The 24,108-nt window shown below is 36.7% G+C and carries 24 protein-coding genes; 6 read left to right on the top strand and 18 right to left on the bottom strand.

Features of this window, described 5'->3' with window-relative positions:
- Positions 1–20: 20 nt before the first annotated feature.
- Together rpsG and rpsL are read right to left on the bottom strand one after the other, a co-directional pair.
- Positions 21–491 carry a 30S ribosomal protein S7 gene (rpsG, locus tag RK02_RS10485; protein ID WP_016184213.1) on the bottom strand — a complete coding sequence of 157 codons (471 nt, stop codon included), beginning with the start codon at positions 489–491 and terminating at the stop codon, positions 21–23.
- A 60-nt stretch (positions 492–551) separates the two neighbouring features.
- Positions 552–965, bottom strand: coding sequence for a 30S ribosomal protein S12 (gene rpsL / locus RK02_RS10490; protein WP_016184214.1), 414 nt, complete (start codon positions 963–965; stop codon positions 552–554).
- Between the two features lie 340 nt (positions 966–1,305).
- Here rpsL and rpiA point away from each other — a divergent pair, with 340 nt between their 5' ends.
- Together rpiA and gpmA are read left to right on the top strand one after the other, a co-directional pair.
- Positions 1,306–1,980 carry a ribose-5-phosphate isomerase RpiA gene (gene rpiA / locus RK02_RS10495; RefSeq protein WP_016184215.1) on the top strand — a complete coding sequence of 225 codons (675 nt, stop codon included), beginning with the start codon at positions 1,306–1,308 and terminating at the stop codon, positions 1,978–1,980.
- A gap of 139 nt (positions 1,981–2,119) precedes the next feature.
- A complete protein-coding gene (gene gpmA / locus RK02_RS10500; protein ID WP_016184216.1) occupies positions 2,120–2,806 on the top strand; it encodes a 2,3-diphosphoglycerate-dependent phosphoglycerate mutase in 687 nt (228 codons plus the stop codon).
- An 85-nt stretch (positions 2,807–2,891) separates the two neighbouring features.
- Here gpmA and RK02_RS12160 read toward each other — a convergent pair.
- From RK02_RS12160 to RK02_RS10560, 12 genes are all read right to left on the bottom strand, one after another.
- Positions 2,892–4,312 (bottom strand): IS3 family transposase gene (locus tag RK02_RS12160; RefSeq protein ID WP_143139393.1). Its coding sequence is split into 2 segments (ribosomal slippage): positions 2,892–3,745 and positions 3,745–4,312, totalling 1,422 coding nucleotides; the frame shifts between segments, so codons are not numbered across the junction.
- A gap of 113 nt (positions 4,313–4,425) precedes the next feature.
- On the bottom strand, positions 4,426–5,613 hold the full coding sequence (locus RK02_RS10515) for an iron-containing alcohol dehydrogenase (RefSeq protein ID WP_016184219.1): 1,188 nt from the start codon (positions 5,611–5,613) through the stop codon (positions 4,426–4,428).
- A gap of 420 nt (positions 5,614–6,033) precedes the next feature.
- Complete coding sequence (locus tag RK02_RS10520; protein ID WP_016184220.1) at positions 6,034–7,431, bottom strand: oxaloacetate decarboxylase subunit alpha; 1,398 nt, start codon at positions 7,429–7,431, stop codon at positions 6,034–6,036.
- Positions 7,432–7,435: 4 nt separating this feature from the next.
- The gene (gene citX, locus RK02_RS10525) at positions 7,436–7,975 is read right to left on the bottom strand and encodes a citrate lyase holo-[acyl-carrier protein] synthase (RefSeq protein ID WP_018451679.1); all 540 of its coding nucleotides are present in this window, start codon (positions 7,973–7,975) and stop codon (positions 7,436–7,438) included.
- Positions 7,968–9,500, bottom strand: coding sequence for a citrate lyase subunit alpha (gene citF / locus RK02_RS10530; protein WP_016184222.1), 1,533 nt, complete (start codon positions 9,498–9,500; stop codon positions 7,968–7,970). Before citF ends, citX begins: the two co-directional genes overlap by 8 nt.
- Before the next feature lies 1 nt (position 9,501).
- Entirely contained in the window at positions 9,502–10,389 is an 888-nt protein-coding gene (gene citE / locus RK02_RS10535; RefSeq protein WP_016184223.1) for a citrate (pro-3S)-lyase subunit beta, read from the bottom strand.
- Positions 10,377–10,673, bottom strand: a complete 297-nt coding sequence (citD, locus tag RK02_RS10540; RefSeq protein ID WP_018451680.1) for a citrate lyase acyl carrier protein — start codon at positions 10,671–10,673, stop codon at positions 10,377–10,379. Before citD ends, citE begins: the two co-directional genes overlap by 13 nt.
- Positions 10,648–11,700 (bottom strand): [citrate (pro-3S)-lyase] ligase, encoded by a 1,053-nt coding sequence (gene citC / locus RK02_RS10545; protein WP_016184225.1) that lies wholly within the window; start codon positions 11,698–11,700, stop codon positions 10,648–10,650. Before citC ends, citD begins: the two co-directional genes overlap by 26 nt.
- A gap of 13 nt (positions 11,701–11,713) precedes the next feature.
- On the bottom strand, positions 11,714–11,842 hold the full coding sequence (locus RK02_RS12500) for an OadG-related small transporter subunit (RefSeq protein ID WP_016184226.1): 129 nt from the start codon (positions 11,840–11,842) through the stop codon (positions 11,714–11,716).
- Positions 11,843–11,857: 15 nt separating this feature from the next.
- The gene (locus RK02_RS10550; protein WP_026231359.1) at positions 11,858–12,973 is read right to left on the bottom strand and encodes a sodium ion-translocating decarboxylase subunit beta; all 1,116 of its coding nucleotides are present in this window, start codon (positions 12,971–12,973) and stop codon (positions 11,858–11,860) included.
- A 33-nt stretch (positions 12,974–13,006) separates the two neighbouring features.
- Complete coding sequence (locus RK02_RS10555; protein ID WP_016184228.1) at positions 13,007–13,402, bottom strand: acetyl-CoA carboxylase biotin carboxyl carrier protein subunit; 396 nt, start codon at positions 13,400–13,402, stop codon at positions 13,007–13,009.
- 16 nt (positions 13,403–13,418) lie between these two features.
- On the bottom strand, positions 13,419–13,751 hold the full coding sequence (locus tag RK02_RS10560) for a hypothetical protein (RefSeq protein ID WP_016184229.1): 333 nt from the start codon (positions 13,749–13,751) through the stop codon (positions 13,419–13,421).
- Between the two features lie 395 nt (positions 13,752–14,146).
- Here RK02_RS10560 and RK02_RS10565 point away from each other — a divergent pair, with 395 nt between their 5' ends.
- From RK02_RS10565 to citG, 3 genes are all read left to right on the top strand, one after another.
- Positions 14,147–15,493, top strand: a complete 1,347-nt coding sequence (locus tag RK02_RS10565) for a CitMHS family transporter (protein ID WP_016184230.1) — start codon at positions 14,147–14,149, stop codon at positions 15,491–15,493.
- A gap of 248 nt (positions 15,494–15,741) precedes the next feature.
- Positions 15,742–16,437, top strand: coding sequence for a GntR family transcriptional regulator (locus RK02_RS10570; protein ID WP_016184231.1), 696 nt, complete (start codon positions 15,742–15,744; stop codon positions 16,435–16,437).
- Positions 16,430–17,299, top strand: coding sequence for a triphosphoribosyl-dephospho-CoA synthase CitG (gene citG / locus RK02_RS10575; protein ID WP_016184232.1), 870 nt, complete (start codon positions 16,430–16,432; stop codon positions 17,297–17,299). Before RK02_RS10570 ends, citG begins: the two co-directional genes overlap by 8 nt.
- On the opposite strand, the gene RK02_RS10580 is transcribed toward citG, so the two are convergent.
- The gene (locus tag RK02_RS10580) at positions 17,280–17,990 is read right to left on the bottom strand and encodes a response regulator transcription factor (protein ID WP_016184233.1); all 711 of its coding nucleotides are present in this window, start codon (positions 17,988–17,990) and stop codon (positions 17,280–17,282) included. The genes citG and RK02_RS10580 overlap by 20 nt on opposite strands.
- Positions 17,991–18,038: 48 nt before the next feature.
- Here RK02_RS10580 and RK02_RS10585 point away from each other — a divergent pair, with 48 nt between their 5' ends.
- Complete coding sequence (locus RK02_RS10585; RefSeq protein ID WP_016184234.1) at positions 18,039–19,853, top strand: sensor histidine kinase; 1,815 nt, start codon at positions 18,039–18,041, stop codon at positions 19,851–19,853.
- A gap of 55 nt (positions 19,854–19,908) precedes the next feature.
- On the opposite strand, the gene RK02_RS10590 is transcribed toward RK02_RS10585, so the two are convergent.
- The 3 genes from RK02_RS10590 to RK02_RS10600 are packed head-to-tail and all read right to left on the bottom strand — an operon-like array spanning position 19,909 to position 24,028.
- Entirely contained in the window at positions 19,909–21,135 is a 1,227-nt protein-coding gene (locus tag RK02_RS10590; protein ID WP_016184235.1) for an amidohydrolase, read from the bottom strand.
- Complete coding sequence (locus RK02_RS10595; protein ID WP_016184236.1) at positions 21,116–22,348, bottom strand: amidohydrolase; 1,233 nt, start codon at positions 22,346–22,348, stop codon at positions 21,116–21,118. Before RK02_RS10595 ends, RK02_RS10590 begins: the two co-directional genes overlap by 20 nt.
- 15 nt (positions 22,349–22,363) lie before the next feature.
- Positions 22,364–24,028, bottom strand: a complete 1,665-nt coding sequence (locus tag RK02_RS10600) for a peptide ABC transporter substrate-binding protein (protein WP_016184237.1) — start codon at positions 24,026–24,028, stop codon at positions 22,364–22,366.
- Positions 24,029–24,108 lie beyond the last annotated feature (80 nt).

Genomic DNA, 24,108 nt, shown 5'->3' on the forward strand with positions numbered 1-24,108 from the left:
AGCTTGCTGCAGAGAGGATCTTACCAACGATAGTGTGCAAATGCACGGTTGGCTTCGGCCATTTTGTGTGTGTCTTCGCGTTTTTTCACAGAAGCACCAGTGTTGTTAGCAGCATCCATGATTTCTTTTGCAAGACGTTCTTCCATTGTGTGTTCGCCACGTAGACGAGCGTAGCTAACGATCCAACGTAAACCTAAAGTTGTACGACGTTCTGGACGTACTTCAACTGGTACTTGGTAGTTAGAACCACCCACACGACGAGCTTTAACTTCTAATACAGGCATAATGTTCTTCATAGCTTGTTCAAATACTTCTAATGGATCATTACCTGTAGATTCTTTAATAATATCAAATGCATTATAAATGATGCTTGCAGCAATCCCGCGTTTTCCGTCGATCATGACACGGTTGATTAAGCGAGTTACTAATTTTGAGTTATAAATAGGATCTGGTAAAACATCACGTTTTGCAACAGGACCTTTACGAGGCATCCGTAACTCCTCCTTTTCGTAATATGATTAATTTATATAATTTCGTTTCAAAGTCAAAAATTAAGCTTTAGGACGTTTAGTACCGTATTTAGAACGACCTTGTTTACGGTTGTTCACACCAGCAGTATCTAACGCACCACGAACGATGTGGTAACGTACCCCTGGTAAGTCTTTTACACGTCCACCACGTAATAACACAACACTGTGTTCTTGTAAGTTGTGGCCAATACCTGGGATATAAGCTGTAACTTCGATTAAGTTTGACAAACGAACACGGGCATATTTACGTAAAGCTGAGTTCGGTTTTTTAGGTGTCATAGTTCCCACACGAGTTGCTACCCCACGTTTTTGAGGTGAGCTCACATTCGTTTGAGTCTTTTTGAAACTGTTATATCCTTTGTTTAATGCAGGTGAATTTGATTTTTCAACCTTTGATTTACGAGGCTTACGTACTAATTGGTTAATTGTAGGCATTCCTTGTTTTCCTCCTTCCTTGATTCGCTTTCTTAGTCCCACACATCCAGGTGGTTCTTTTCTTTGCGATAAAAAATAATGCAGATAACTGCACCTTTATCAATGGCTTATTCACAGTCAGCACGTCCCATACGGAACCTGTTTAAAGCACCTTTTTCATGGTAACACACTTTTTACAAACTGTCAACGTTAGCTTAAGCTATTTTCTGAAAAAATTTTTAGTTTTTTCGACCAATATTTTTAGCCCTTACTCTATTAATTGAGACTATCTTTTCATAGGATTTCTTATCAAAGAATTGTATAATAAAATAGTAATTAATTTTGTAAAGGTGGCAATAGAATGAACTTAAAACAAATGGTCGGTATTGAAGCAAGTAAGTATGTGAAAGACGGGATGATTGTAGGATTAGGTACGGGATCCACGGCCTACTACATGATTGAAGAGCTTGGTCGTCGCGTTAAAGAAGAAAACTTACAAATTGTTGGGGTGCCCACTTCAATTGCTTCAAAAAAACAAGCAGAAGGATTAGGTATTCCGGTAAAAACCATTGATGAAGTCCCTTATGTAGATTTAACAATTGATGGCGCAGATGAAATCGATCCTGATTTTGGTGGCATCAAAGGTGGTGGGGCAGCCTTACTTTTCGAAAAAATTGTCGCGACTTATTCTAAAAAAGTAATTTGGATTGTCGACCAATCCAAAATGGTGCCTACTCTAGGAAAATTTCCACTGCCAATCGAAGTTATTCCTTATGGTCACCAACAAGTCCTCAAACAATTTAGCGATTTAGGTTGGCAACCTAGCCTACGCAAAAATGCAGCAGGTGAAATTGTTGTTACTGATTGTGGTCATTATATCATTGACCTACACCTAGAAAAAATTGATGACACTCATAAATTGGCCAAACAATTAGATACTATCGTTGGAGTTGTGGAACACGGCTTATTTTTAGATATGGTTCATACGGTGATTATCGGTACTCCTGAGGGTGTTAAAACCATTCACGCAAACTAAGGTAACAAAAAATTGATGATTCTTTGCTAAAATTTTACTTTCCCAGCTTTTTTTCATGGAAATTCCTTGTAAAAAAGTGTACAATGTGGAAGGAATGAAAAAATTTCAGAAAACTAACAACATAAAGGAGAGTTTTTTTATGCCAAAATTAGTTTTTTCACGTCACGGATTAAGTGAATGGAACAAATTAAACCAATTCACCGGTTGGGCTGATGTTGATCTAGCTCCAGAAGGTGTTGAAGAAGCCAAAGAAGGCGGACGTAAAATTAAAGAAGCTGGAATCGAATTTGACGTAGCTTTCACTTCAGTTTTAACTCGCGCTATCAAAACATGTAACTTAATTTTAGAATACTCAGATCAATTATGGGTACCTCAAATTAAATCATGGCGCTTAAACGAACGTCACTATGGTAAATTACAAGGTTTAAACAAAAAAGAAACTGCTGAAAAATATGGTGACGAACAAGTACACATCTGGCGTCGTTCTTACGATGTATTACCTCCATTACAAGATGCTACTGACGAAGGTTCAATCGCTGGCGATCGTCGCTATGCAATGTTAGACCCTCGCGATGTACCAGGAGGAGAAAACTTAAAAGTTACTTTAGAACGTGCTTTACCATTCTGGCAAGATCAAATTGCTCCAGCATTATTAGATGGTAAAACTGTTTTAGTTGCTGCACACGGTAATTCTTTACGTGCTTTAGCTAAACACATCGAAGGTATCTCAGACGAAGATATCATGGATCTTGAAATCCCAACTGGTCAACCATTAGTTTATGAATTAAACGATGATTTAACAGTTGCTAAGAAATACTACTTATAATTTCTAAATAAAAAAGGAAGTGCACGTGAGGTGACCCCCAAAAGTTAGACTTTTTTACGAGACGACTCCGGTCGTCTCGTTTTCATTATGCAGCTAAAAGATGGAGCCTATATTGAACAGGACTCATCCATCCTAACTTTTCTTTTATTCGTTGTTCATTATAATACTTTATAAATCGTTCTATTTCCATTTTTAATTCCTCATAGCTATAGTAAGTAACGCCATAGTATATCTCTTGCTTAAGCAGACCGAAGAAATTCTCCATTACGGAATTATCTAGACAGTTGCCCTTTCGAGACATGCTTTGAAATATTCGTTCTTCTTTTAGCCTTTGAGAGTATGCCTTCATCTGGTATGCCCAACCCTGGTCAGAATGGAATGTTCGTCTATAAGGGCAGTCTGAAGTGATTTCAATGGCTTTATCCAAGGCATTCATTACATTCTTTGCTGAAGGTTTCTTATCGATGCTGTAACTTAGTATTTCTCCATTACACATATCCATAAATGGATCTAAATACAGCTTATGCATTGTCATATGTCCTTTGACATCAACTTCATAATACTTAAATTCAGTCGTATCCGTTGTGATTTTTTGATGGGGTATGTGCGTATTAAAGCGTCTGCGAATTCTGTTGGGTGCAATGGTACCAATCCTGCCCTTATAGGAACTATATTTCCTACTTTTGCGTGTGTAGGATGTCACCTGCAAGCCAAGTTTTTGAACTATTCGCTGAACCTTCTTTTTGTTGATGAGATATCCTTGATTATGAAGCTCTCCATGTATTCTACGATATCCGTAATCCTTATTATTCTTACGGATTTCTTGGATTTTTTCTTCAAGTTCTTTGTCAGGATTTTCTCTATCAAATCGTTTTTGCCAATACATATATGTTGCTTTAGGCATGCCTGTATAAGAGAGAAGGTCTTTTAGTTTGAATTCTCGTCGGAGACTGTTGATGACGAGTGCCGTTCTCTCATTTTTTCCTCGTCCTCTAAACGCAGCCTCCTCAGTTCTTTTAAAAAGGCATTCTCAATTCTCAATTTAAGAAGTTCATCTTCTAGCTCTTTTACATGTTCTGCACTTGTATCAACAGAAGATTCTTCAACTGGTTTGTTTTGTGTATTGCCATTAGTTGTATTCAATGTTTTCTTTCGTCCCTTCTTGCGTGGTCTTAGGGCATCAGGACCAGCTGCACGAAAGCGACTCACCCAATTTGTGATCATACTTGGATTAGTAATTCCTTCTTGCAGAGCTAAATCTTGATATGAGATTTCACTTGATAAATATAACTCTACTATAGAAAGCTTCTTTTCAAAAGAATAAAAATCTTTTTTTCTAGAACGTTTTAATCCTTCATCACCAAATGCATTGTAATTATCCACCCATAGTTTAACTTTATTATCAGATGGAATGCCGAACTTATTTGCAAGATAAGTATAACCACCTTCGCCATTAAGATAAGCATTTACAACTTGCTTTTTAAACTCAAAAGAATATTTGGACATAAAAATACCGACCTCCAATTGTTAGATTTTATGGTCTAACTTTTGGGGGTCGGTACACACGCACTTCCTTTTTTTTATTGGCTAAACTTTTGCAAAACAAGAAAACTTTAGCCTTAGATAAAATGACTGTCTTTCATACATGCTTGATAGATTGCTACAACATCCTCAACATTTAAAGGCGAAAAGGCAGCCGTAGCAATCGTGCTATGATCAACAGCTTGTCTAGCCATTGCTTCAAACTCACCTTCAGAATTAATCCCTACAGCAGGCAAGGTCATTGGCACACCATTTAACACAAAGAAATCATAAAGTGCTTGAATACCCATTTTAGCTGCGGTCATCGCATCTTTTTCAGTGATTCCCCAAACATTTCTAGCAAAGCGTTCAATTTTTGGTAAAGTTTTTTCATTTAATACGTGATCCAACCACCGTGGTGTTAAAATCGCTAAACCAATCCCATGAGTAATATCATAAAATGCACTGAGCTCATGCTCCATTGGATGACAAGACCAAGCACCCTTACGTCCAGTTCCAGGTAAACCATTCAACGCTAACGTACTTGCCCACATTAAATTTGCTCTAGCATCGTAGTTATCTGGCTCCTTCAAAGCAACTGGCAAGCATTGAATGACTGTTTTCATCAACGCTTCAGCAATACTATCCTGTACTTCTGTTCCCGGTGTTAAATCAAAATATTGTTCCATTAAATGACTTAAAATATCCGCTGAACCAGCCAACGTCTGATACTGACTAACCGTGTAAGTATTTTGTGGATCTAAGAAAGAAGCCTTAGGTAATAAGTTTTTACCATAAATCCCTAATTTTTGACGTGTTTTCAGATTAGAAATCACCGCATTACGATTCATTTCTGTTCCTGTTGCAGACAAGGTCAAGATGGTTACCAAAGGCAGCGCTGGACCAGCATAATTACGACTCAAAACTAAATCCCACGCATCTTTTTCATAAAAAGTTGCCCCACAAATCACTTTACTGCAATCAATCACTGAACCACCACCAACGGCCAACACCACATCCACCTGATGCTCGCGACACAAAGCAACCCCCTCACGAACACTCTCAATACGTGGATTGGGATCAATCCCACTTAATTCAAACACTTCATTTCCATTATCCTTCAAAATCGTCATTAATTTATCATAAAGACCGATTCTTTTAATACTACCGCCACCATAAACTAACAACACACGCTTACCAAACTCATTCAAAACCTCAGGCAACTCACCCAAACGATCCTTACCAAAACGCACATCTGTTGGCACATAAAAATTAAAATTCTCCATATTACCCTCCATTTATCCAATATAAAGTTAACACTTTTTTCTCGTCAATATCAGCTACTTTCATTCTAATCCAAAAAAGAAAAAATTCAAAACGTTTGCTTTTGATAAATAAGCTATAAACACCAAGTAAAAAGAAAAATGGCTTAGACAACTGTCTAAACCAATTTTCTCACAATGATTTATTTATATTTCTTTTAAAAGGGAACGCTAAGTTAAAAAATTTTTTTTAGGATTTCATATAAGTAGCCTATACACTTATTTTCTCGTGACTGTTCAAGCTACTTCACATTTTTGGGTAATCTATGTTCAGTAGCTAGTCACTTCAGAAAATAAGCCAGTTTGGCTAAGAAGGTCGGTTCTTTTGATTTCCTTCTTTCTCGCCACACTGGAACTTATTTTCTCGTGACTATTCAAGCTACTTCACATTTTTGTATCGATAGTGACGGTGACGTTTTGGATGGGTACATCATAAAAACGGTCTTCACGTCGACCTAAGAAGTCTTTTGCCTGTTGTGGGAAGAGGGCGTAACTTAATACATCTTCTTCACTTTTAGCATATTGTTCAATTTCTTTGGCAAAACCTGGTAATTGATTAGTTAATAAATCGGCTGGTCGACAAGTAATTAGCTCTTCCTCACCAATAATTTTTTCACGTAATTTTGGATCAATTGCTACTGGCGATTTACCATATAAGCCTTTGACATAGTCTTTGATTTCTTTAGGTACTAATTTATATCTTTCACCAGCAATGACATTCATCAATGCCTGTGTCCCAACCATTTGTGACAACGGTGTAACTAATGGTGGATAGCCTAAATCTTTACGCACCCGTGGTACTTCCTGCAAGACTTCTTCGTATTTATCAGCTAAACCTTGTTCAGTTAGCTGACTTAATAGGTTCGATAGCATCCCGCCAGGAACTTGATAAATTAAGGTTTTTGGTTCGGTATCTTTCACCTTAGGATTTAACAAACCTTCTTTTCTAAAACGATCACGAACAGGATTAAAATATTCAGCGATTTTTGGCAATAAATCCAAGTTTAATCCGGTATCAAAGCCCATTTCAGTAAAGGCCATTGCCAGTGATTCAGTAGCCGGTTGGCTAGTACCACCTGCAAACGAAGAAATTGCCGTATCAATGATATCCGCACCGGCTTGCGCACACATCAAATAGGTCATCTCAGAAATACCACTCGTCGCATGGGTATGCACTTCTAAAGGTAAATCCACGGAATCTTTTATGCGACTGACTAATTCATAACCGACTTGTGGCATTAAGACTCCTGCCATATCTTTGATACAAATCGAATCTGCGCCTAAATCAGCCATCTCTTTAGCTAATTGAACAAAGTAATCTACCGTATGAATTTGGCTTGTTGTATAGGAAATCGCCGTTTGACAATGTCCACCTGCCATTTTAGTAGCCTTGATAGCAGTTTGTAAGTTCCGCACATCATTTAACGCATCAAAGACTCGAATAATGTCAATCCCATTTTCGATTGATTTTTTTACAAATTGCGTTACGACATCATCGGCATAATTTTTATAGCCTAATAGATTTTGACCACGTAAAAGCATTTGTAGTTTGGTGTGTTTAACTTCTTTTCTGATTTGGCGCAATCTTTCCCACGGATCCTCATTTAAAAAACGTAAACAAGCATCAAAGGTTGCCCCACCCCACATCTCAAGCGCATAAAAGCCGGCTTGATCCATGGTTTTTAAAATCGGTAGCATATCTTTTGTTGGCATGCGCGTAGCAATTTGACTTTGTTGACCATCACGCAATACCGTTTCAGTAAAACGAATAATTTTTGACATGCATTTACTCCTTTTCTAATCGAATAATTTCACTAATTTTTTGTTGCATTTGTTGGATATCATGCCTTCTAGAACGTCCACAAACTTTTGCATCCTCTTGGCAAATCAGACATCGCCTACTAGGATACCCCAATTCTTGTCGACTAATCGGACAAGGAAGTTGCTCCTGTAAGATAAGCACATCTAAATCAAATAATCTTCCATGGGGATGATGACTTTCTAGGGCAACCATTTGCTCTTTTAATTGTTTGGCAGGAATGTCCACTAATAGATAATATTCCATCCCTGTAGTCAGTTCACAAAATCGACTGACTAATACTTTTTGTTGATCAAGTATCTCATCTATTTCTTCAACCATCTGTTGAAAAATCTGCGCTAAAACAGGTGAATATTTTACTGGTCCGGGAATATTCATTGTTACCACTAATAGACTTGCCTGTACATTACTTAATAAAAGCTGCTGCTGGATATTTGCCCGATTTTCTCTGGCCTCAAGCATTTCTTCAAGAGTAACTCTAGGGCCATCAAAAACTCGCTTACACATTATGCACCACATCAATTAGGGTTCCATCGCGATATTCAATTAGAGCGACAACTTTATCCCCATATTGAATAGGCTCTGGAGTACCTACAATGCTATAGGCTTTTTCTTTTAACTCTTCGATCGTAAATTGTGGAACATCTAATGCTTTAAAATGTTCAACTAAATCCTGACGTAACGGATTAATCGCAATACCTACCTCGGTAACGACTACATCTACACTACTTCCCGGTGTAACAACGGTATTGACTTGATCAACAATTGTTGGAATGCGACCACGAATTAACGGTGAAATCACTAAACTCATCTTGCAAGCCATACTCGTGTCTGAATGTCCACCTGAGGCTCCACGAATAACTCCATCAGATCCCGTAATCACATTAACATTAAAGTTAGTATCAATTTCTAATGCGGATAAAATTGCGGTATCTAATTGATTAATCACTGCACCTTTACTTAATGGAGAAGCATACATATTCGCATCAATTTCATAATGATTGGCATTCTTACCTAGAGAGAGTGCAGATGGGTGATCAAAATCTTGTACATCGATAATTTTTTCAACTAAGCCTTCTTCTAAAAGCTCGACCATCGCATTCGTGATCCCTCCCAAGGCAAAGCTCGCCTTGATGCCTTTTTCTAACATTGCTTCTCTTAAGAAACGTGAGACAGCTAATGATGCGCCACCTGTTCCAGTTTGGAAAGAAAAACCTTCTTTAAAGTATGGTGAATGGGTAATTACTTTGGCTGCATATTCAGCAATCAATAATTCTTTAGGATTTTTAGTAAAACGGGTTGCTCCTTTAGCAATTCCTTTTGGATCACCAATAGCCTCAACTTCAACAACATAATCCACATCAGTTTGTGGGATACTAATTGGTGTATTAGGATAAGGCACTAAAGTATCCGTAATAATCACCACTTGATCAGCGTATTTTGCATCAATCATGGCATAACCTAAAGAACCACAAGTCGCCTTACCAACTGTCCCATTCGCATTACCATAGATATCTGAGCTTGGTGCACCAATAAAAGCAACATCAATATGAATATCTCCAGCAGCAATCGCTCGCGCACGACCACCATGAGAACGAATCACCACTGGATTTTCCATAATCCCTTCAGAAATCGCTGCTCCTAATTTATCACGCAAGCCACTAGAGGTAATATTGGTTACAACTCCATTTTTAATGTGATCAATTAACGGTTCATGAACATTCGCAATTGAGCTTGGTGCAATCGACAAATTTTTAATACCCATTTTAGCAATTTCATCCATCACCATATTAATGACATAATCTCCCTCGCGGAAATGATGGTGAAATGAAATAGTCATTCCATCTTTTAAGCCGGTTTTTTCAATAGCTTCCCTTAAGCTACTGACTAGCTTACTATCAGAAGGCTTCACTGGTTTAATTTTACGGCTGGCTTCTTGATACTCATGAATATGTGCTAGCTCACCTTCAAAAACACCATATTTATCAGCATATGCTTGAGGAATCTCCTTACCTACTTTATTTACAACCATTTTATAAATCCTCCTCACTAATCAATTTCGCAGCTTTAGCTAATGCGATTACTCTTTGTGCTCGTTCAACGATTGGTTTATCTACCATCTTACCGTTCAGCGAGATAACACCAGAACCTTTTTCTTCGGCCTCACGAATTGCCCAAATAACTTCTTTAGCCTGTTGAATTTCCTTAGGCGTTGGTGCATAAATAGCATTAACAATTGGAATTTGACGAGGATTAATGACTGATTTTCCATCAAAGCCTAGTTGCTTAATTCGTTTAACTTCCTCTTTAAAGCCTTCTACATTTTCTACATCAGAATATACGGTATCAATCGCGGCAATACCAGCTGCTCTGGCTGCGTGTAAAATCATACTACGAGCAAAAAATAATTCTTGACCGTCAGGATAACGTTTAGTTTTTAGATTTGTCACATAATCCTCCGCACCTAAAGCGATTCCAATTAGTCGCTTGGAGGCTGTGGCTATTTCCCGTACATTCAAAATTCCCTCTGCCGATTCGATAGCAGCCATCATTTTAGTTGTTCCTACTAAGAGACCATTTTCTTCTTCTACTCGTGTAATTTCATTATCCACATCGATAATATCTTGTTTGTTTTCAGTTTTTGGTAGCCGAATAACATTCACACCAGCCAAAACCATCGCTTCAATATCTTGCTTGCCGTAGCTATCTAAGCTATTAATTCTAACCACTGTTTCCACATTACTGTAATCAAAGGTCTTTAGAGCAAAGTGAACTAATGCACGCGCAGAATCTTTTTCCTTTAAAGAAACTGCATCTTCTAAATCAAACATAATAGAATCCGCACCATATAAAGCCGCATCCCTTAACATCGCTGCATTTGCACCTGGCACAAACATCATCGTTCTTCTTAAGCGTTCCATGAGTTTATCTCCTTCCAATCATAAGTATCAACTTGAGCCGCACGGTGGACAGCTGTAATCGTACGCGCACGAACTGTACAGTCTAGCGCTCCTTTGTCCACTGCCGAAACATTGGCAGAAGTAACACCCAGATTTTCTAAAGTTTCTAGAATGACTTTACGAATCTGTTTACCAAATTGCTTTTCTACGCTACTGACCAAATGAAGTTCGATTTTATTTTGATCGTTTGGTTCAATCGTTACCATGATATCACTGGATTCAACGGTTCCTGCTACTGAATTCATTTTGATTTCCACTTATATTCACCTCTAAATTATTATAGTATCGTTTCAAATAGTTATAGGTTGTTTGTGGTAAAAAGTGTAAAAGGAGTTGTTCATCATGTTCCTTCAGCGCTTTTCTCACTTTGGTTGCACTGATTGTTTGGTTATCAATCGCTAGTCGCTTCAACACATGTAACTGAATTTCTGGTTGAAACACTTCTTGCATTGCTTGATTATAGACATCAGTCACCTTGGAGAAGGGCTCGTCACCTACAAAACGGGATCGAATCTCCAATATCGGAGCAATCTTGTGCTTGAAAAGTAATGCATCTAATCTTGCTTGAACACTTGCTTGAGCTAATGGCGCTTTATCTTTTAAGAAATAAGCAGGAAAGGTGGCCGAAGAAACCATATAATCATTCGTTGGCAAAACCGTAACATTTTTTAAGTGTGCGACTCCGGCTTTCACCATTTCCATTCTGTCGTTTGCTGAAAACTCGCTTTGATTATCTGACAAAACAAAAACATACACATGACTACAAATACGACAAGCATGCTCCACCAAATATTGATGCCCCTTGGTAAAAGGATTGGCATTCATCACAATCACACCTGCATCTGTCACACCCATAATTTTCTTTTGTCTAAGCATTGCTAAATAAGAATCTAAATTAGGATTGCCTTGTTCTAAAAAGAGAATATCTGCTGTTTTAATGATTGTTTGAAAGCCCAGCGATTGAAAAATCGCCTCTTTTTCTGGACTTGTATAAATGAAAAAGTGATTAAAGCCATTTTGCCGAATTTCTTGCATGAGAGGTGTCAACATTTTGGACAATAAATCTTCGGATTGATAGTTTTGACAAACAACCAAACACTTGATAATGTTACGATCAAATGAACCCGTTGCAATTAAATCTTCCCCATCAAAAATTCCTAGCGTATATTCGATTTGTTCGTGAATGTCTAGATTAGCTTGTTCCATCAATTGTTTCCATTTTTGATGCATCACTTCATCATATTGCAGCCATAATCTTTTTAGTTCAAACACGTTGCTCGCTCCTTTATTTATTTTTCACTGGGAAGGCCTTGGCAATCAGTAAAGCTGCCAAATAGATGATCAAAATGACACTAAAAACGCCACCCCAGCCAAATACTAATAACTCTAATGCTTTCATTAATGCTTCTGACATTGCTAGACTCCTCTCTTAAGATAATAAAGCTAGTAATAAACCACCGGCAATTACTGAAGCAATTTGTCCAGAGACATTCGCTCCTGCTGCATGCATTAAAATAAAGTTTTGCGGATCTTCTTCTGTCGCCATCTTTTGAATTACTCGACTAGACATTGGAAAGGCAGAAATACCCGCTGCCCCAATCATTGGGTTTACTTTTTCTTTGCGGAATAGATTTAATACCTTAGCAAACAAGACACCCCCTACAGAGTCCATTACAAAAGCTACTAAACCTAAGCCGATAACCATTAATGTATCTACACGTAAAAATTCTTGATATTGCATTTTTACTGAAACAGTTAAACCTAATAGAATACTAATAATATTCACTAGTTCGTTTTGAGCGGTTACAGATAATCGATCTAAAACCCCACATTCTCTTAATAAATTACCAAACATTAAGAAGCCTACTAACGGTAGAGAAACTGGTGCAATTAAACCGGCTACGATTGTTATCACGATTGGGAATAAAATTTTAGCCGTTTGTGAAACCTGACCAGCATGATATTTCATACGAATTTGACGTTCTTTCTTCGTCGTTACCGCTTTGATAGCTACTGGTTGAATAATTGGGACTAAGGCCATATATGAATAAGCCGCAACCATAATTGCCCCTAAATATTTCGAATGTAAGGTATTTGCCACGAAAATAGAAGTTGGCCCATCAGCAGCACCGATAATACCGATTGAAGCTGCATCATTTAAATCAAAACCTAACAATACCGCGGCAATGACGGTGAAGAAAATCCCAAACTGAGCAGCTGCACCGAATAATAGTAAAAACGGATTTTGTAATAATGGACCAAAATCAATCATGGCACCAATACCGATGAATAAAAGCAATGGAAATAGCTCAGTGTCAATGCCTGCATGGAATAAAACCTGAAAAGGCCCTTCTTCTCCACCAGCTGCTAATACTCCTGAAAATGGAAAGTTAACTAAAATCGTTCCCAATCCCATCGGCACCAACAAGGTCGGTTCATATTCTTTTTTGATACCGAGGTACATCAAAATACCCCCAATAATCATCATCGCAATTCTTCCGGGCTCTTGTCCCATTTGAACAACACCTGCAATAAGTGTTTCCACATTCATCACTTCCTCTTTATTTGTTCTTTGCTGCTATCCAATAGTAACTAAAGCATCTCCAGGATTGACCATTTGTCCTTGGGTTACATGAATTGCACTAATAACACCTGAACGATTAGCTACCACTTCGTTTTCCATCTTCATTGCTTCTAAAATCATTAACGGTTGATTTTCAGTTACGCTTTCACCCGGATTAACTAAAATACGTAAAATGGTTCCTGGCATTGGCGCAGTCATCGCATCACTACCCGCAGCAACAGGAGCAGCTGGCTGTGGTGTGGCAACTGGTTTAGGTGTAGGTTCTGATGCTTGCAAAGCGACTGGCGCTTCCTGGGCAACTGGAGCAGCCGGTACAGGAGCACCCCCAATTTCTTCCATTTCTACTAAATATTCTTTACCATCAATTGAGATTTTAAATTTTCTTAACATATTTTTCCTCCAATAATTAATGTAACTTTTTACTAATTTTTTTAATGATAACTTGCGCATTTGGATCAGTCGTTTGAACCAAGCTAGAGGCAATCAAAGATACTTGTAACACTTCTGGATTGCGCTTTAATATCTTTTTAACAACAAACTGACGCTCAGGATTGTCACCGGTAGCAATCGCACTGGCTATTAAACTGACGATTTGATATTCTTGGCTTTGGGCTGGAATATAACCATCTAATTCTTGCCAAGATGCTTCTCCAACACTTGACAAAACATCTTTATTAGAATCATCCACCTTATTTTTAGAATCATCTGTTTTTTTAAACAACCATTGAAGCAATCTCATCTACTCACCTCTCTTCAGAAAACTTTCTATGATTCCATTATAAGATTTCTTTTTATCTAAACTAGACCAAAACTGAATTTAAATTGTTTTTTTGCTGTTCAAAATCTATATCCAATTATAGAATACATCAAGTATCATTGATATATCAACATTTATGAGATAATTAATATTTTATTAATATCTCGTTAATATTTCGCTAAGAATTTCTATACCAAATTGTTTTTTCCTTGTGCTTTTCAAAAGAAAGCCCTTTTTATTTTTCTTTATTTTGAGTATCTTAATTCATGTAAGCGGTTATGTGAATAGTTTAATTTATAAACAATAATGAACATTTTGTTTTTTTATAAAACTATAGATAACGCTTTCTAAAAAAGAAATAGAAAAGAGGAGAAAAAATGTTATTAACTGTTTTATCCTATGCGATGATTATTGTCTTCATGTTTGTCATTATGAAGAAAAAAATGTCGCCCTTCACTGCCTTAGTATTAGTTCCGATGATTTTTGCTTTAATCGCCAAATTTGCCGGCGTAGCCAAAAAAGGAACCCTAGGTGAATATGTTTTAGCCGGAGTAGGCACCACTGCTAATACCGGAATTATGCTATTATTTGCGATTTTATATTTCTCAATTATGTTAGATGCTGGATTATTTGATCCAATTACTAATAAAATGATTCGCTTTGCCAAAGGTGATCCAATGCGTGTGTTAATGGCAACTGCTATTGTCGCTGCTGCAGTTTCACTAAATGGTGATGGAACAACAACTACATTAATCTGTTGCTCTGCTTTTATCCCTATCTATAAAAAGTTAGGCATGAAATTGATGAATCTGGGTGTTTTAGTCATTTTACAAAATACCATCATGAACCTGCTTCCATGGGGTGGACCAACAGCCAGAGCTATGGCTGTATTAAAGGTCGATGCAGATATTCTTTCTTATTTACTTCCTGGAATGGTGCTTTCTGTTTTATACGTTATCTTCTTTGTTGCACGCCGAATGGGGAAACAAGAGCGCGAACGTCTTGGGATTACACATTTAACTGAAGCTGAAATCCAAGAAATGACTACAATTACAGATCCTGAAACCTTGGAAATTCGTCGACCAAAAAATTGGCTATTTAATGCAGTTTTAACAGTTGGTTTAATTGCTTGGTTGGTTAGTGGTTCTTTTGTTGAATCAATCTCTTTACCACCATTATTATTATTCTTGGTTGGAACCTGTATCGCCTTGTTAGTCAACTATCCAGTCTTAAAAGACCAATCTAAACGTATCGGTGCCAATGGTGGTGATGCAGTCCAAGTCGTTATCTTAGTATTTGCTGCTGGTATCTTTATGGGATTATTCCAAGGCTCTGGTATGGCTGAAGCTTTAGCTCAAAGCTTTACCAAAATTATCCCTCAACAGCTTGGCGCATTCTGGGGCTTAATTATTGCCTTAATTTCAGCACCAGGTACCTTCTTCATCTCAAATGATGGTTTCTACTTCGGGGTATTACCTGTATTAGCGGAAGCAGGTCGTCAATATGGCTTTACCGATATGCAAATGGCCTTAGCTTCATTGATGGGACAAGCCTTCCACTTATTAAGTCCATTAGTTGCCTTTATCTATCTATTACTTCGTTTAACTGGATTAGATATGGGACAATGGCAACGTACATCAGCTAAATACGCATTAGGTATTTTCTTTATCTTTATTGTAACAATTACAGCTCTAGGATTCATTCCTATCTACGTAGCGCAATAAACGCATTTATACTACTTTAACTGTCAATAAGACTTCCGCAAGCAGCTTGCTTGAGGAAGTTTTATTTTTTAATTCTTAAAAAAACATTAATAACTAACATATTATTTATAACAACAGGCAAATTCCTTAATGAAATCTGTAGTTTTCAAAACAAAAGTACTATATCATATAAGTATAAGAAAGCGGATTATTTTTATAAAAATAACTACTAAAAAGTTTTATATCTAAAAGGATGGGATGAATGCAAAATGAATCCAACAATTGAGGCTGTCAAAAAAAATTTAGACTTAACCCAAAACAAACCTTTAAAAACCTTACTTTACGAGGCCTTTAGAAAAACCATTATTTTGGGCGATATTCCTGCAGGTGAACGCATCAACGAAAAAGAATTTTCAGATACGTTAAATATCTCGCGTACCCCTATTCGCTTCGCTATGCAGCAATTAGTTGAAGAAAAACTAGTCGAACACGTCCCACGCATAGGGATTGTAGTAAAAGGCATCAGTATAAAAGATGCTTATGAGATTTATGATATTCGTAAATCACTTGATACCTTAGCAACTATCAAAGCCATGCATTTAATGACAGAAAAAGATTTCGATGAATTAGAAGCTTTATTAATCAGAGGTGAAGCCTTACATCAAGAAGGGAAAGTAGACGAGGTTTTACAAAATTTTTCAGATTTCAATCAATTTATTTATGAAAAAAGCCAAATGTTACGTTTAAAAGCCATTGTTCTAGAGCTGCAAACCTATTTAGTTTATTTTCGTGATATTGCTATTCGCTCCACACAAAGACGGGAAAAAGCATTAGCTGAACATTGGCTTTTATATCGTGGAATGAGAAATAAGGATAAACTACAAATCGAACTGATTACTCATGAACACTTAGATCATTCCCTACAATTTATTATTAAAGAAATGGAGAAGCATAAGATTGTCTGATGGATTATTATTTTTACAGCAAAGCGCAGCCAAAGCCTTATTTATCGAAGTACAATTAGCACCTAAGCCCGGATTAGTTGATCGATTAGACAATGGTGCACACAACGATATGCATTTATTTACTTTTACAGAAAGCATCTTGGCGTTACAGCCTTATTTTTATCAATATGCATTAACTGGCTATCAGCATCAGGGAACCCCGCGCCAATTGTTTGATAAGATTCGCCAAATTGGTCAAAAAGCTGAAAAAGCGATGTTAACAGCAACGAAGGGAATCAATACCCATAAAGGTGCAAATTTTTCCTTTGCTTTATTTTTAGCAGCTATTGGAAAAACAATGCAAAACCTTCCTGCAACCTTCAATCAGTTTGATCAAAAACAGATTCGCCAATACATTCAACAAATGACCCAACATTTAATTGAAGAAGATTTACAAAAAAAGGAAATAAAGAAGCGCTCAACTAACGGTGAAAAATTGTTTATTAAATACGGGATAACCGGTATTAGAGGTCAAGCAGCCGCTGGATATCCTGATCTTTTTGACCAGCTACTGCCTTTTTTAAACGGCCAATTACCGATAAAAAAAGAGAGCCAACTTTTACGCGGACTCCTTTTTTTAATGGCAAATATTGAAGATAGCAACCTTATTCATCGTGGTGGATTAGATGCTTGGCGTACTGTTCAAAACGAAGCCGCACAAATTAGCTTAATTGCGGATGAAACACGCTTTTTAGATAGTTTATCAGCCTACAATCAATTACTGACAAAACGTTACTTAAGTCCTGGCGGGGCAGCTGACGTACTTGCTTTAGCTATCTTTTGGTTAATTATCGAGGAAAAAATCACTCTTCCGTTGGGGTAAAAGTATATCCTATTCCCCAGACGGTTTTTAAAAAACGAGCATTTTTAGGATTATCCTCAATCTTGCTTCGTAAATGATTCATGAAAACCATAATCGTGTTGGCATCAACTTGATCATTGCCCCAAACACTATTATAAATCTGTTCCTTTGAAAAAACCTGATTCGGATTTTCCATAAAAAACTGCATCAGCTTTAATTCTTTTGAGGACAACTTAATAGGTATTTCATGTTTAAAAAGCTGGCAGCGATTTAAATCAAGTCTAAAGGCACCAGCAATGAGCTCGTTGACTTGATTCACCTGTTGCGTACCTTGAACTTGTTTAGAACGATCTAACGTAGCAATGATTTGCGCACGTAATACATTAGGTGTAAAGGGTTTGGTTAAATACAAGTCTGCACCGGTTTCTAAACCAGTAACAATATCATTTTCACTTGTCTTACCACTTAAAAAGACAATCGGCACAATTGGATCTTGATTACGAATCAATTGCGCTAAATGATAACCATCATTTTCATATTCTAATGAAATATCTAATATAAATAAATCAAACTTTACTCTGGTCATAATATCTAAAGTTTTTTCAATTGAATCACTTTGATAAATAAGTAATCCTGTAGATTGCAACGACTTCCAAATCAATCTACGAATCGAAACGTCGTCATCAACAACTAGAATCTTATCATTACGCATAAAGTATCCCTCCTAGATAATCTACTTTGTGTGTGGAAAGGAGTTGCCATGTTAAGAAAGCCTTCAAAACTTTGGTTACACATTTGTCTATTTAGTTCACTCATCCTAACCTGCCTTGGATTGATCTTTACTGGATATAGCTATCAAAGTGCCAATACCGAGGCTATTCAGCTAGCTAAAACCCAATTAACTAAGATTAATAACTATGTCAGTGATATCTTAACCTTAGAAATCGACCGCACTGTGAACACACTGCAAACCTATAGCAACGAAGCCTATCCTAATGTTACGCATATCCCTGAGCAAATAACTTTTGACAAACATTTAACCCAGTTGCTTGCTGAGAATACGCCTATTTTCTCTGCTATTTTTCTGTATCAACCAAACGGCACACTACAAGATGGTTATCAATTAGATCAACAACAGCAGCTAGTTAAAAGCAAAAATCCTTCACTCGTACAAAAAGATCCGATTTTTAAACTAGCCTTTCAAAAAGAGGTACAAAATGGGCAAGCTTATTTTGACGAAAAAAATCATGCTTCCTACCTTAATATCTATTATTATTTAAAAAATGAGCAAAAGCAACTTCTTGGCGTGTTTATTTTACAAATTCAGCTAGAAAAACTCTTTAAGAACAATATTCAAGATAGTAATAATGATTTGCAAGGGTACTCTTTGGTTAAAAATATGAATATGGAAATCGTTATGCACCCAGCAGACGAGCAAGTTGGCCTAACTATCGTAGAAGAAAGACGAGAACAGTTTCCATCTCTAGACTATTCCGATCTTCAGCGCTTAGAGCACGAACAAAAAACGAAAGACAGTGGATTAATCGTCTATCATTCTTATTGGTGGACTAAAAAAGATTATAAACGCGTAAAAAAAGTAGCCGTGTTTAAACGGCTGAAAATCGGTGAAGAACAATGGGTGGTAGCAAGCAATACTGATTTACAAAGACAAACCAATCTATTTTCTCAAGATTTTTTAATCGTTTTAGGGCTACTAGCTATTATTTTAGCCATCAGCATTCTAGCCTTTCTAAATCTACGGGCCTATATTCGCAGAAACTTTGCCTACAATGAGCACCAACGAATCGTCGCCCAATATGAGTTGGAGCAGCAAAAAAGTGAACTGGAAAAAACAATTTTACGTGAATCGAAGCTAGAAACGATTGGGCTACTTACAACATCTATTGTTCACGATATGAATAATTTCTTGACCCCTTTAATCGGTAATATCGAATTAATGATGGAAAACTATCATGATCAGCCAGAAATTTTAGACGAATTAACAGAAATCCATTTGGCGGCTAAACGTGGACAAAATCTATCTAAACAAGTATTGAATTTTTCTAAGATGCAAAATACACAAATTCATTTGATTGATATCAATCAAACGGTCAAGGAAGCCACAGATACCATTAGTCTGTTAGCGCCTAAAGGGATTCAGATTTTCTTTAAACAAGCATCGGAAACATTTAAACTATTACTCAGCCAAGATGAATTACAGGTTATATTATATAATTTACTGACCAATGCAATTCAAGCGATGGATAATCAAGGGAAGATTTTTGTCCAAATCAAACGAGCACAAAATGAGTTGTTAGCTGAATTCCAACAACACTCGTATATCTATAGAAATAAACAATTCGTAGCCATCAGCGTAGAAGACACTGGCTCAGGCATTCCTGAAGAATTACGCGAAAAAATATTTGAACCATTCTTTACTACTAAGCATAAAAGTGGGGGCACCGGTCTAGGCTTGTATATTATTCAATCACTCATTAAGAAAAATGATTGGTTACTAACGGTGACCTCTAATGAGAAGGGAAGTTGCTTTACAATCGGTATTCCTATAAATTAAAAATATGACCATCGATATGCTCAAATATTAAATCGATGGTCATATTCATATTTTTTTAATATCTATTTTCGTCACTTACATCTATCCACTTACCGCGTAATAATAATTTTCTTTCAAGTGGACGCCTAGCAACAAACTCCGCGGTACAGCTTGCAGGAACAAATAATATATTTGCTAGCTCACCTTCATCAAACCAATACTTTTTCGAATCAAAACTAAATGGACAAGGCTTACCGCAAGCGTATTGATAACTTCTAGCAATTTCTTCTTCCGTTATTTTACCCGTTACTTCACAAAAATTCTTTACTTTCTCCACTAAATCCCCAGAAACAAACGAACTCCACGAATCAAAAAATCCATCCGAGCCAAAACTAACAGCAACTCCAGCCTGTGTTAATTGATCGATTGGAGGTCTACGATCACGTAAATCATACGGAACAGTTGACATGATATGGACATTAGTCTTACTCAGTCGCTCAAATAATTCGTTTCTTTTCTTATCTTCAGATATTTTCAAACAAAATGCATGACTAAGCGCAACGGAATGCTTAAAATCACACCTTTCTAATTGATCCAGTAGTGTCTCTACGGTATAAACCCCTACATCACCTAAATCATGTAAATGAATATCAATCCCTCTATCATAATTTTGAGCCAATTGTACCAGTTCAGTAATCGAATCTTCAATTGCAAAATCAATTCCTGCAGGATCTAAACCACCTACTAAATCTGCTCCTTCTTGTAGTGCCTGTTCCATTAATTCAGGAGTATTTTCTAAAAAATAGCCATGTTGAGGAAAAGCAACAATTTCATAAGTAAGATAGTCCTTATATTTTTCTAGAGCTTCTTTAACACCATGAAAATTAGTTAAGCCAATGTAAGGATCAATATTGACATGGGTGCGTATGTGACTCACCCCATAGCTTAATAAATGTTTAATCATGGCATCAGCACGTAAAACCGTACTAGGAGCTAATAGCGCTAATTCATTTGCTTCTAACGCCAAACGCTCTTTTAGATTAGCAACAGGTGTAGTAGCCCGCCACCCTAAAGGCATGTATGTCTTATCTAAATGATTGTGCATTTCCCTTAATGTAGGCAGTGCCAATAATCCTTTCATATCTTCGCCTTTAGGATAACTACCTTCCTTTTGGACAAGAATTTCTACAATTTTTTCATTTTCTATACCTAATGTTACTAATTCAGTCGCTGTTCTTGTTAAATCTGTCTCGTCTTTATAAAAATTCGTTTCCAAACGAACATTATTTAAATATCGAATCATCCACTTCACCTCTTGTCGCAATTAATTTTCCATTAGCAAAAACCTGTTCAATTGGCAAATTTCTCGCAATCATATGAGCTGTTGATTGGGCATTTACTGTGAAAAAATCAGCCTTATCTCCCACTCTCGGCCATTGCTGTATTCCTTGTGAATCAAGTGGCGTCAATTGATTCGTAGCAAATCCTAATAACCTAGACAAGCGATACTCATCACTAATTGAAAAACGTTGCGCTACCGTGTTGAGTTTCTCAATAGTGTTTCCTGATCCAAATGGTGACCAATGATCGGTTAAGCTATCATGTCCTAGCGAGACACCTACACCAGCTTTTTCTAAGTCCAAAATAGGCATAGTTGTATTGCGAATAGGTATTGTTGTAGTTAAATCAATATTAGTCTCGGCAAATTTTTTAGCGATACTTTCTAGCTCCGTTGCATTCAAATCACCTAGAGCCATTGCATGACTTAAAGTTACTTTACCTTGATATTGATATTGCTTTGTATAAGCAATAATCTTTTCAAATTCATATAACCCCAAGGAATTTCTAGCATGCAAATGAAGATCAATTTTTTTATTTTGTTCACTTGCAAGATCAAAAATTTGTTGAAGCGAACGATCAACATGTCGATCTACCAAAGACGGATCTACCCCACCCACATGTGTCGCTCCCATTGCTAAAGCCTCTCGAATCAACCCGGCAACATCAGATTTTAACAATCCATGCTGAGGAAAGGCAACAATTTCATACGTCAAAACGTCTTCATATTTCTTCAACAACTCCACAACCATGGCTAAGTGCCTTGTTTTCATTATCGGATCAATATTCACATGGGTACGAATATGATTATGGCCTTGAGACAAATAATGCTTAATCATAGCTTCCGCACGCTGATAGCTAGTCGCTTCTTGACTTGGTAACAGCCATTTTTCTTCGTCAATTCTTGTTTGGATGCCATTAATAATTGGCCGACACGCTTTCCATTCTCCGCCAAAATATGTTTTATCAATATGGATATGCATTTCTCTCATAGAAGGAACTAACAAATTTCCTTCTACATCATAGACAATCTCTTGATCAGCAGGGGCAATATGCGTTTTAATTTCTACAATCCTGTCATTTTCTATTCTCAAATCAAAAATTGCTGTCTCGGTAGCTAATGTTTGCCCTTTAACTTTTTTCAAGGCTGTTTCTAAACGAACATTTTTTAATAACACATTCTCACATCCTCACTATTGTTTTTCAGCCCATTTCAAACTATAAGTAGGTCCAAATGAATGCCAATATAGATTTTTTATTTTAGTATTTTCTAATACTGAAAGCGAACGATTATAAATTGGTGCTAACACAGCTACTTTATTAATTAAAATATTTTGCGCTTGCATAAAATTCTTCATTCGCTGCTCTTGATTACCCGCATACTCGTTTCTGGTTTGATTAATAAGCTGATCATAGGTTGGATCACTAAAAGTAACGCCTCCTTGTGTACTATCAGAGGTAAAAATACGTAAAACTGTCAATGGATCTCTATAATCAGTTCCCCAGCCAGATAGTTCTAAATCATAATCTTTACTTTGATCTCGCTGAACACGAATTGTAAATGGCACTTGGGTAACTTCTATTTTTAGACCAGGTAAATGGGTCTCTAGTTGATTTTGAAAATATTCAGCAGATCGTTTGGCACTATCTGTATCATCTGTTAAAAACTGCAAAGTGACATTTTCTATTTTTAGTTCATCTTTAGCTTTTTTCCATAATGCCAGTGCCTTTTTAGGATTATAGGTCAAATAATCATTGGCTTTCTCTGCTGATTTGACAAAATCTGTTTTTCCATCTGGCATAATTGTTTGACCAGGAGGAATCAATTGATCGGTTGGGGTTGATTTATCTGCTAATACAGATTTTACAAAACCTTTTTTATCAAACGCTTGTGCAATCGCCTTACGAGCATTAATATTGTTCAGTATAGAAGTTTTCCCATTTCTTTGCCCATTCATTTTGATAAAGAAAGTAACAAACTGAGGAACCGCAACAAATGCAGGGTCATTTCGATAGTTTGCAACAAAGTCTCCACTTAGTTTATTTACAACATCTAACTCTCCAGTTTTAAATAAGTTAATTGCAGTAGAAGGACTTTTTACAACAGTTACATCTGCAGTCTTTAATTTTACTGTCTTTTCATCCCAATAGGTTTCATTTTTGACATAAGACCAATTGTCGCCAACCGCACTCCATTTTGAAAGTTTAAATGGGCCATTATAAATTAAATGTTCTGCATCAGAAGCGTATTTTTCACCTTGAGATTGAACATACGCTCTATTTTGTGGATACAAAACAGGAAAAGATAGCAGCGAGACAAGATACGGTGTAGGTTTTTCTAAAGTAATTTCCAATGTATTATCATCAATTGCCCGGATTCCCAATTCATCTAGTGCTCGTTTTCCCTCTGCAACTTCTTTGGCATTTTTTACAACGTTAAATAAAATATCTGCATTAGGTGAAACGTTTTGTGGATCTACTAATTTTTGCCATGCAAAAACAAAATCATCTGCAGTGACTGGCGTACCATTAGACCATTTGGCATCTTTTCGTAATTTGAAAGTATAAACCGTTTGATCCTTAGAAATATCAGGTTCTTCTGCCGCCACACCCAATTCAAATTTATCATTTTTACCCAAAGTATATAAACCTTCATACACCTGATTCATTACTAAAGTGGAAGTAGTATCCATTGCAAGTGAAGGAACCATTGTTGAGATTGCTGATTCTGAACTAATAGTAAGCTTTTGTTCCACTTTTTTTGAATCAGTCTGTTTTGAAACATCCTTCGAACCACTACTGCAACCAACTAAGAAAATACTACAAACCAAACTTATAAAAACCATTCTTTTTTTCATTTATTTTCCTCCTTTTACCAAAATTTTCTGAATTTTAAAAATATACCGACTATTAGTGGTATAATAGATTATAAGTAATA

Source organism: Enterococcus columbae DSM 7374 = ATCC 51263 (genome assembly GCF_000406925.1).
Lineage (GTDB): Bacteria > Bacillota > Bacilli > Lactobacillales > Enterococcaceae > Enterococcus_E > Enterococcus_E columbae.

What these genes read in the sequence shown, in the direction of transcription:
- rpsG (WP_016184213.1), bottom strand. Translation starts at nt 491, where the DNA reads ATGCCTCGTAAAGGTCCTGTTGCAAAACGTGATGTTTTACCAGATCCT.
- rpsL (WP_016184214.1), bottom strand. Translation starts at nt 965, where the DNA reads ATGCCTACAATTAACCAATTAGTACGTAAGCCTCGTAAATCAAAGGTT.
- rpiA (WP_016184215.1), top strand. Translation starts at nt 1,306, where the DNA reads ATGAACTTAAAACAAATGGTCGGTATTGAAGCAAGTAAGTATGTGAAA.
- gpmA (WP_016184216.1), top strand. Translation starts at nt 2,120, where the DNA reads ATGCCAAAATTAGTTTTTTCACGTCACGGATTAAGTGAATGGAACAAA.
- RK02_RS10515 (WP_016184219.1), bottom strand. Translation starts at nt 5,613, where the DNA reads ATGGAGAATTTTAATTTTTATGTGCCAACAGATGTGCGTTTTGGTAAG.
- RK02_RS10520 (WP_016184220.1), bottom strand. Translation starts at nt 7,431, where the DNA reads ATGTCAAAAATTATTCGTTTTACTGAAACGGTATTGCGTGATGGTCAA.
- citX (WP_018451679.1), bottom strand. Translation starts at nt 7,975, where the DNA reads ATGTGTAAGCGAGTTTTTGATGGCCCTAGAGTTACTCTTGAAGAAATG.
- citF (WP_016184222.1), bottom strand. Translation starts at nt 9,500, where the DNA reads ATGGTTGTAAATAAAGTAGGTAAGGAGATTCCTCAAGCATATGCTGAT.
- citE (WP_016184223.1), bottom strand. Translation starts at nt 10,389, where the DNA reads ATGGAACGCTTAAGAAGAACGATGATGTTTGTGCCAGGTGCAAATGCA.
- citD (WP_018451680.1), bottom strand. Translation starts at nt 10,673, where the DNA reads ATGAATTCAGTAGCAGGAACCGTTGAATCCAGTGATATCATGGTAACG.
- RK02_RS12500 (WP_016184226.1), bottom strand. Translation starts at nt 11,842, where the DNA reads ATGTCAGAAGCATTAATGAAAGCATTAGAGTTATTAGTATTTGGCTGG.
- RK02_RS10555 (WP_016184228.1), bottom strand. Translation starts at nt 13,402, where the DNA reads ATGTTAAGAAAATTTAAAATCTCAATTGATGGTAAAGAATATTTAGTA.
- RK02_RS10560 (WP_016184229.1), bottom strand. Translation starts at nt 13,751, where the DNA reads ATGAGATTGCTTCAATGGTTGTTTAAAAAAACAGATGATTCTAAAAAT.
- RK02_RS10565 (WP_016184230.1), top strand. Translation starts at nt 14,147, where the DNA reads ATGTTATTAACTGTTTTATCCTATGCGATGATTATTGTCTTCATGTTT.
- RK02_RS10570 (WP_016184231.1), top strand. Translation starts at nt 15,742, where the DNA reads ATGAATCCAACAATTGAGGCTGTCAAAAAAAATTTAGACTTAACCCAA.
- RK02_RS10580 (WP_016184233.1), bottom strand. Translation starts at nt 17,990, where the DNA reads ATGCGTAATGATAAGATTCTAGTTGTTGATGACGACGTTTCGATTCGT.
- RK02_RS10585 (WP_016184234.1), top strand. Translation starts at nt 18,039, where the DNA reads ATGTTAAGAAAGCCTTCAAAACTTTGGTTACACATTTGTCTATTTAGT.
- RK02_RS10590 (WP_016184235.1), bottom strand. Translation starts at nt 21,135, where the DNA reads ATGATTCGATATTTAAATAATGTTCGTTTGGAAACGAATTTTTATAAA.
- RK02_RS10600 (WP_016184237.1), bottom strand. Translation starts at nt 24,028, where the DNA reads ATGAAAAAAAGAATGGTTTTTATAAGTTTGGTTTGTAGTATTTTCTTA.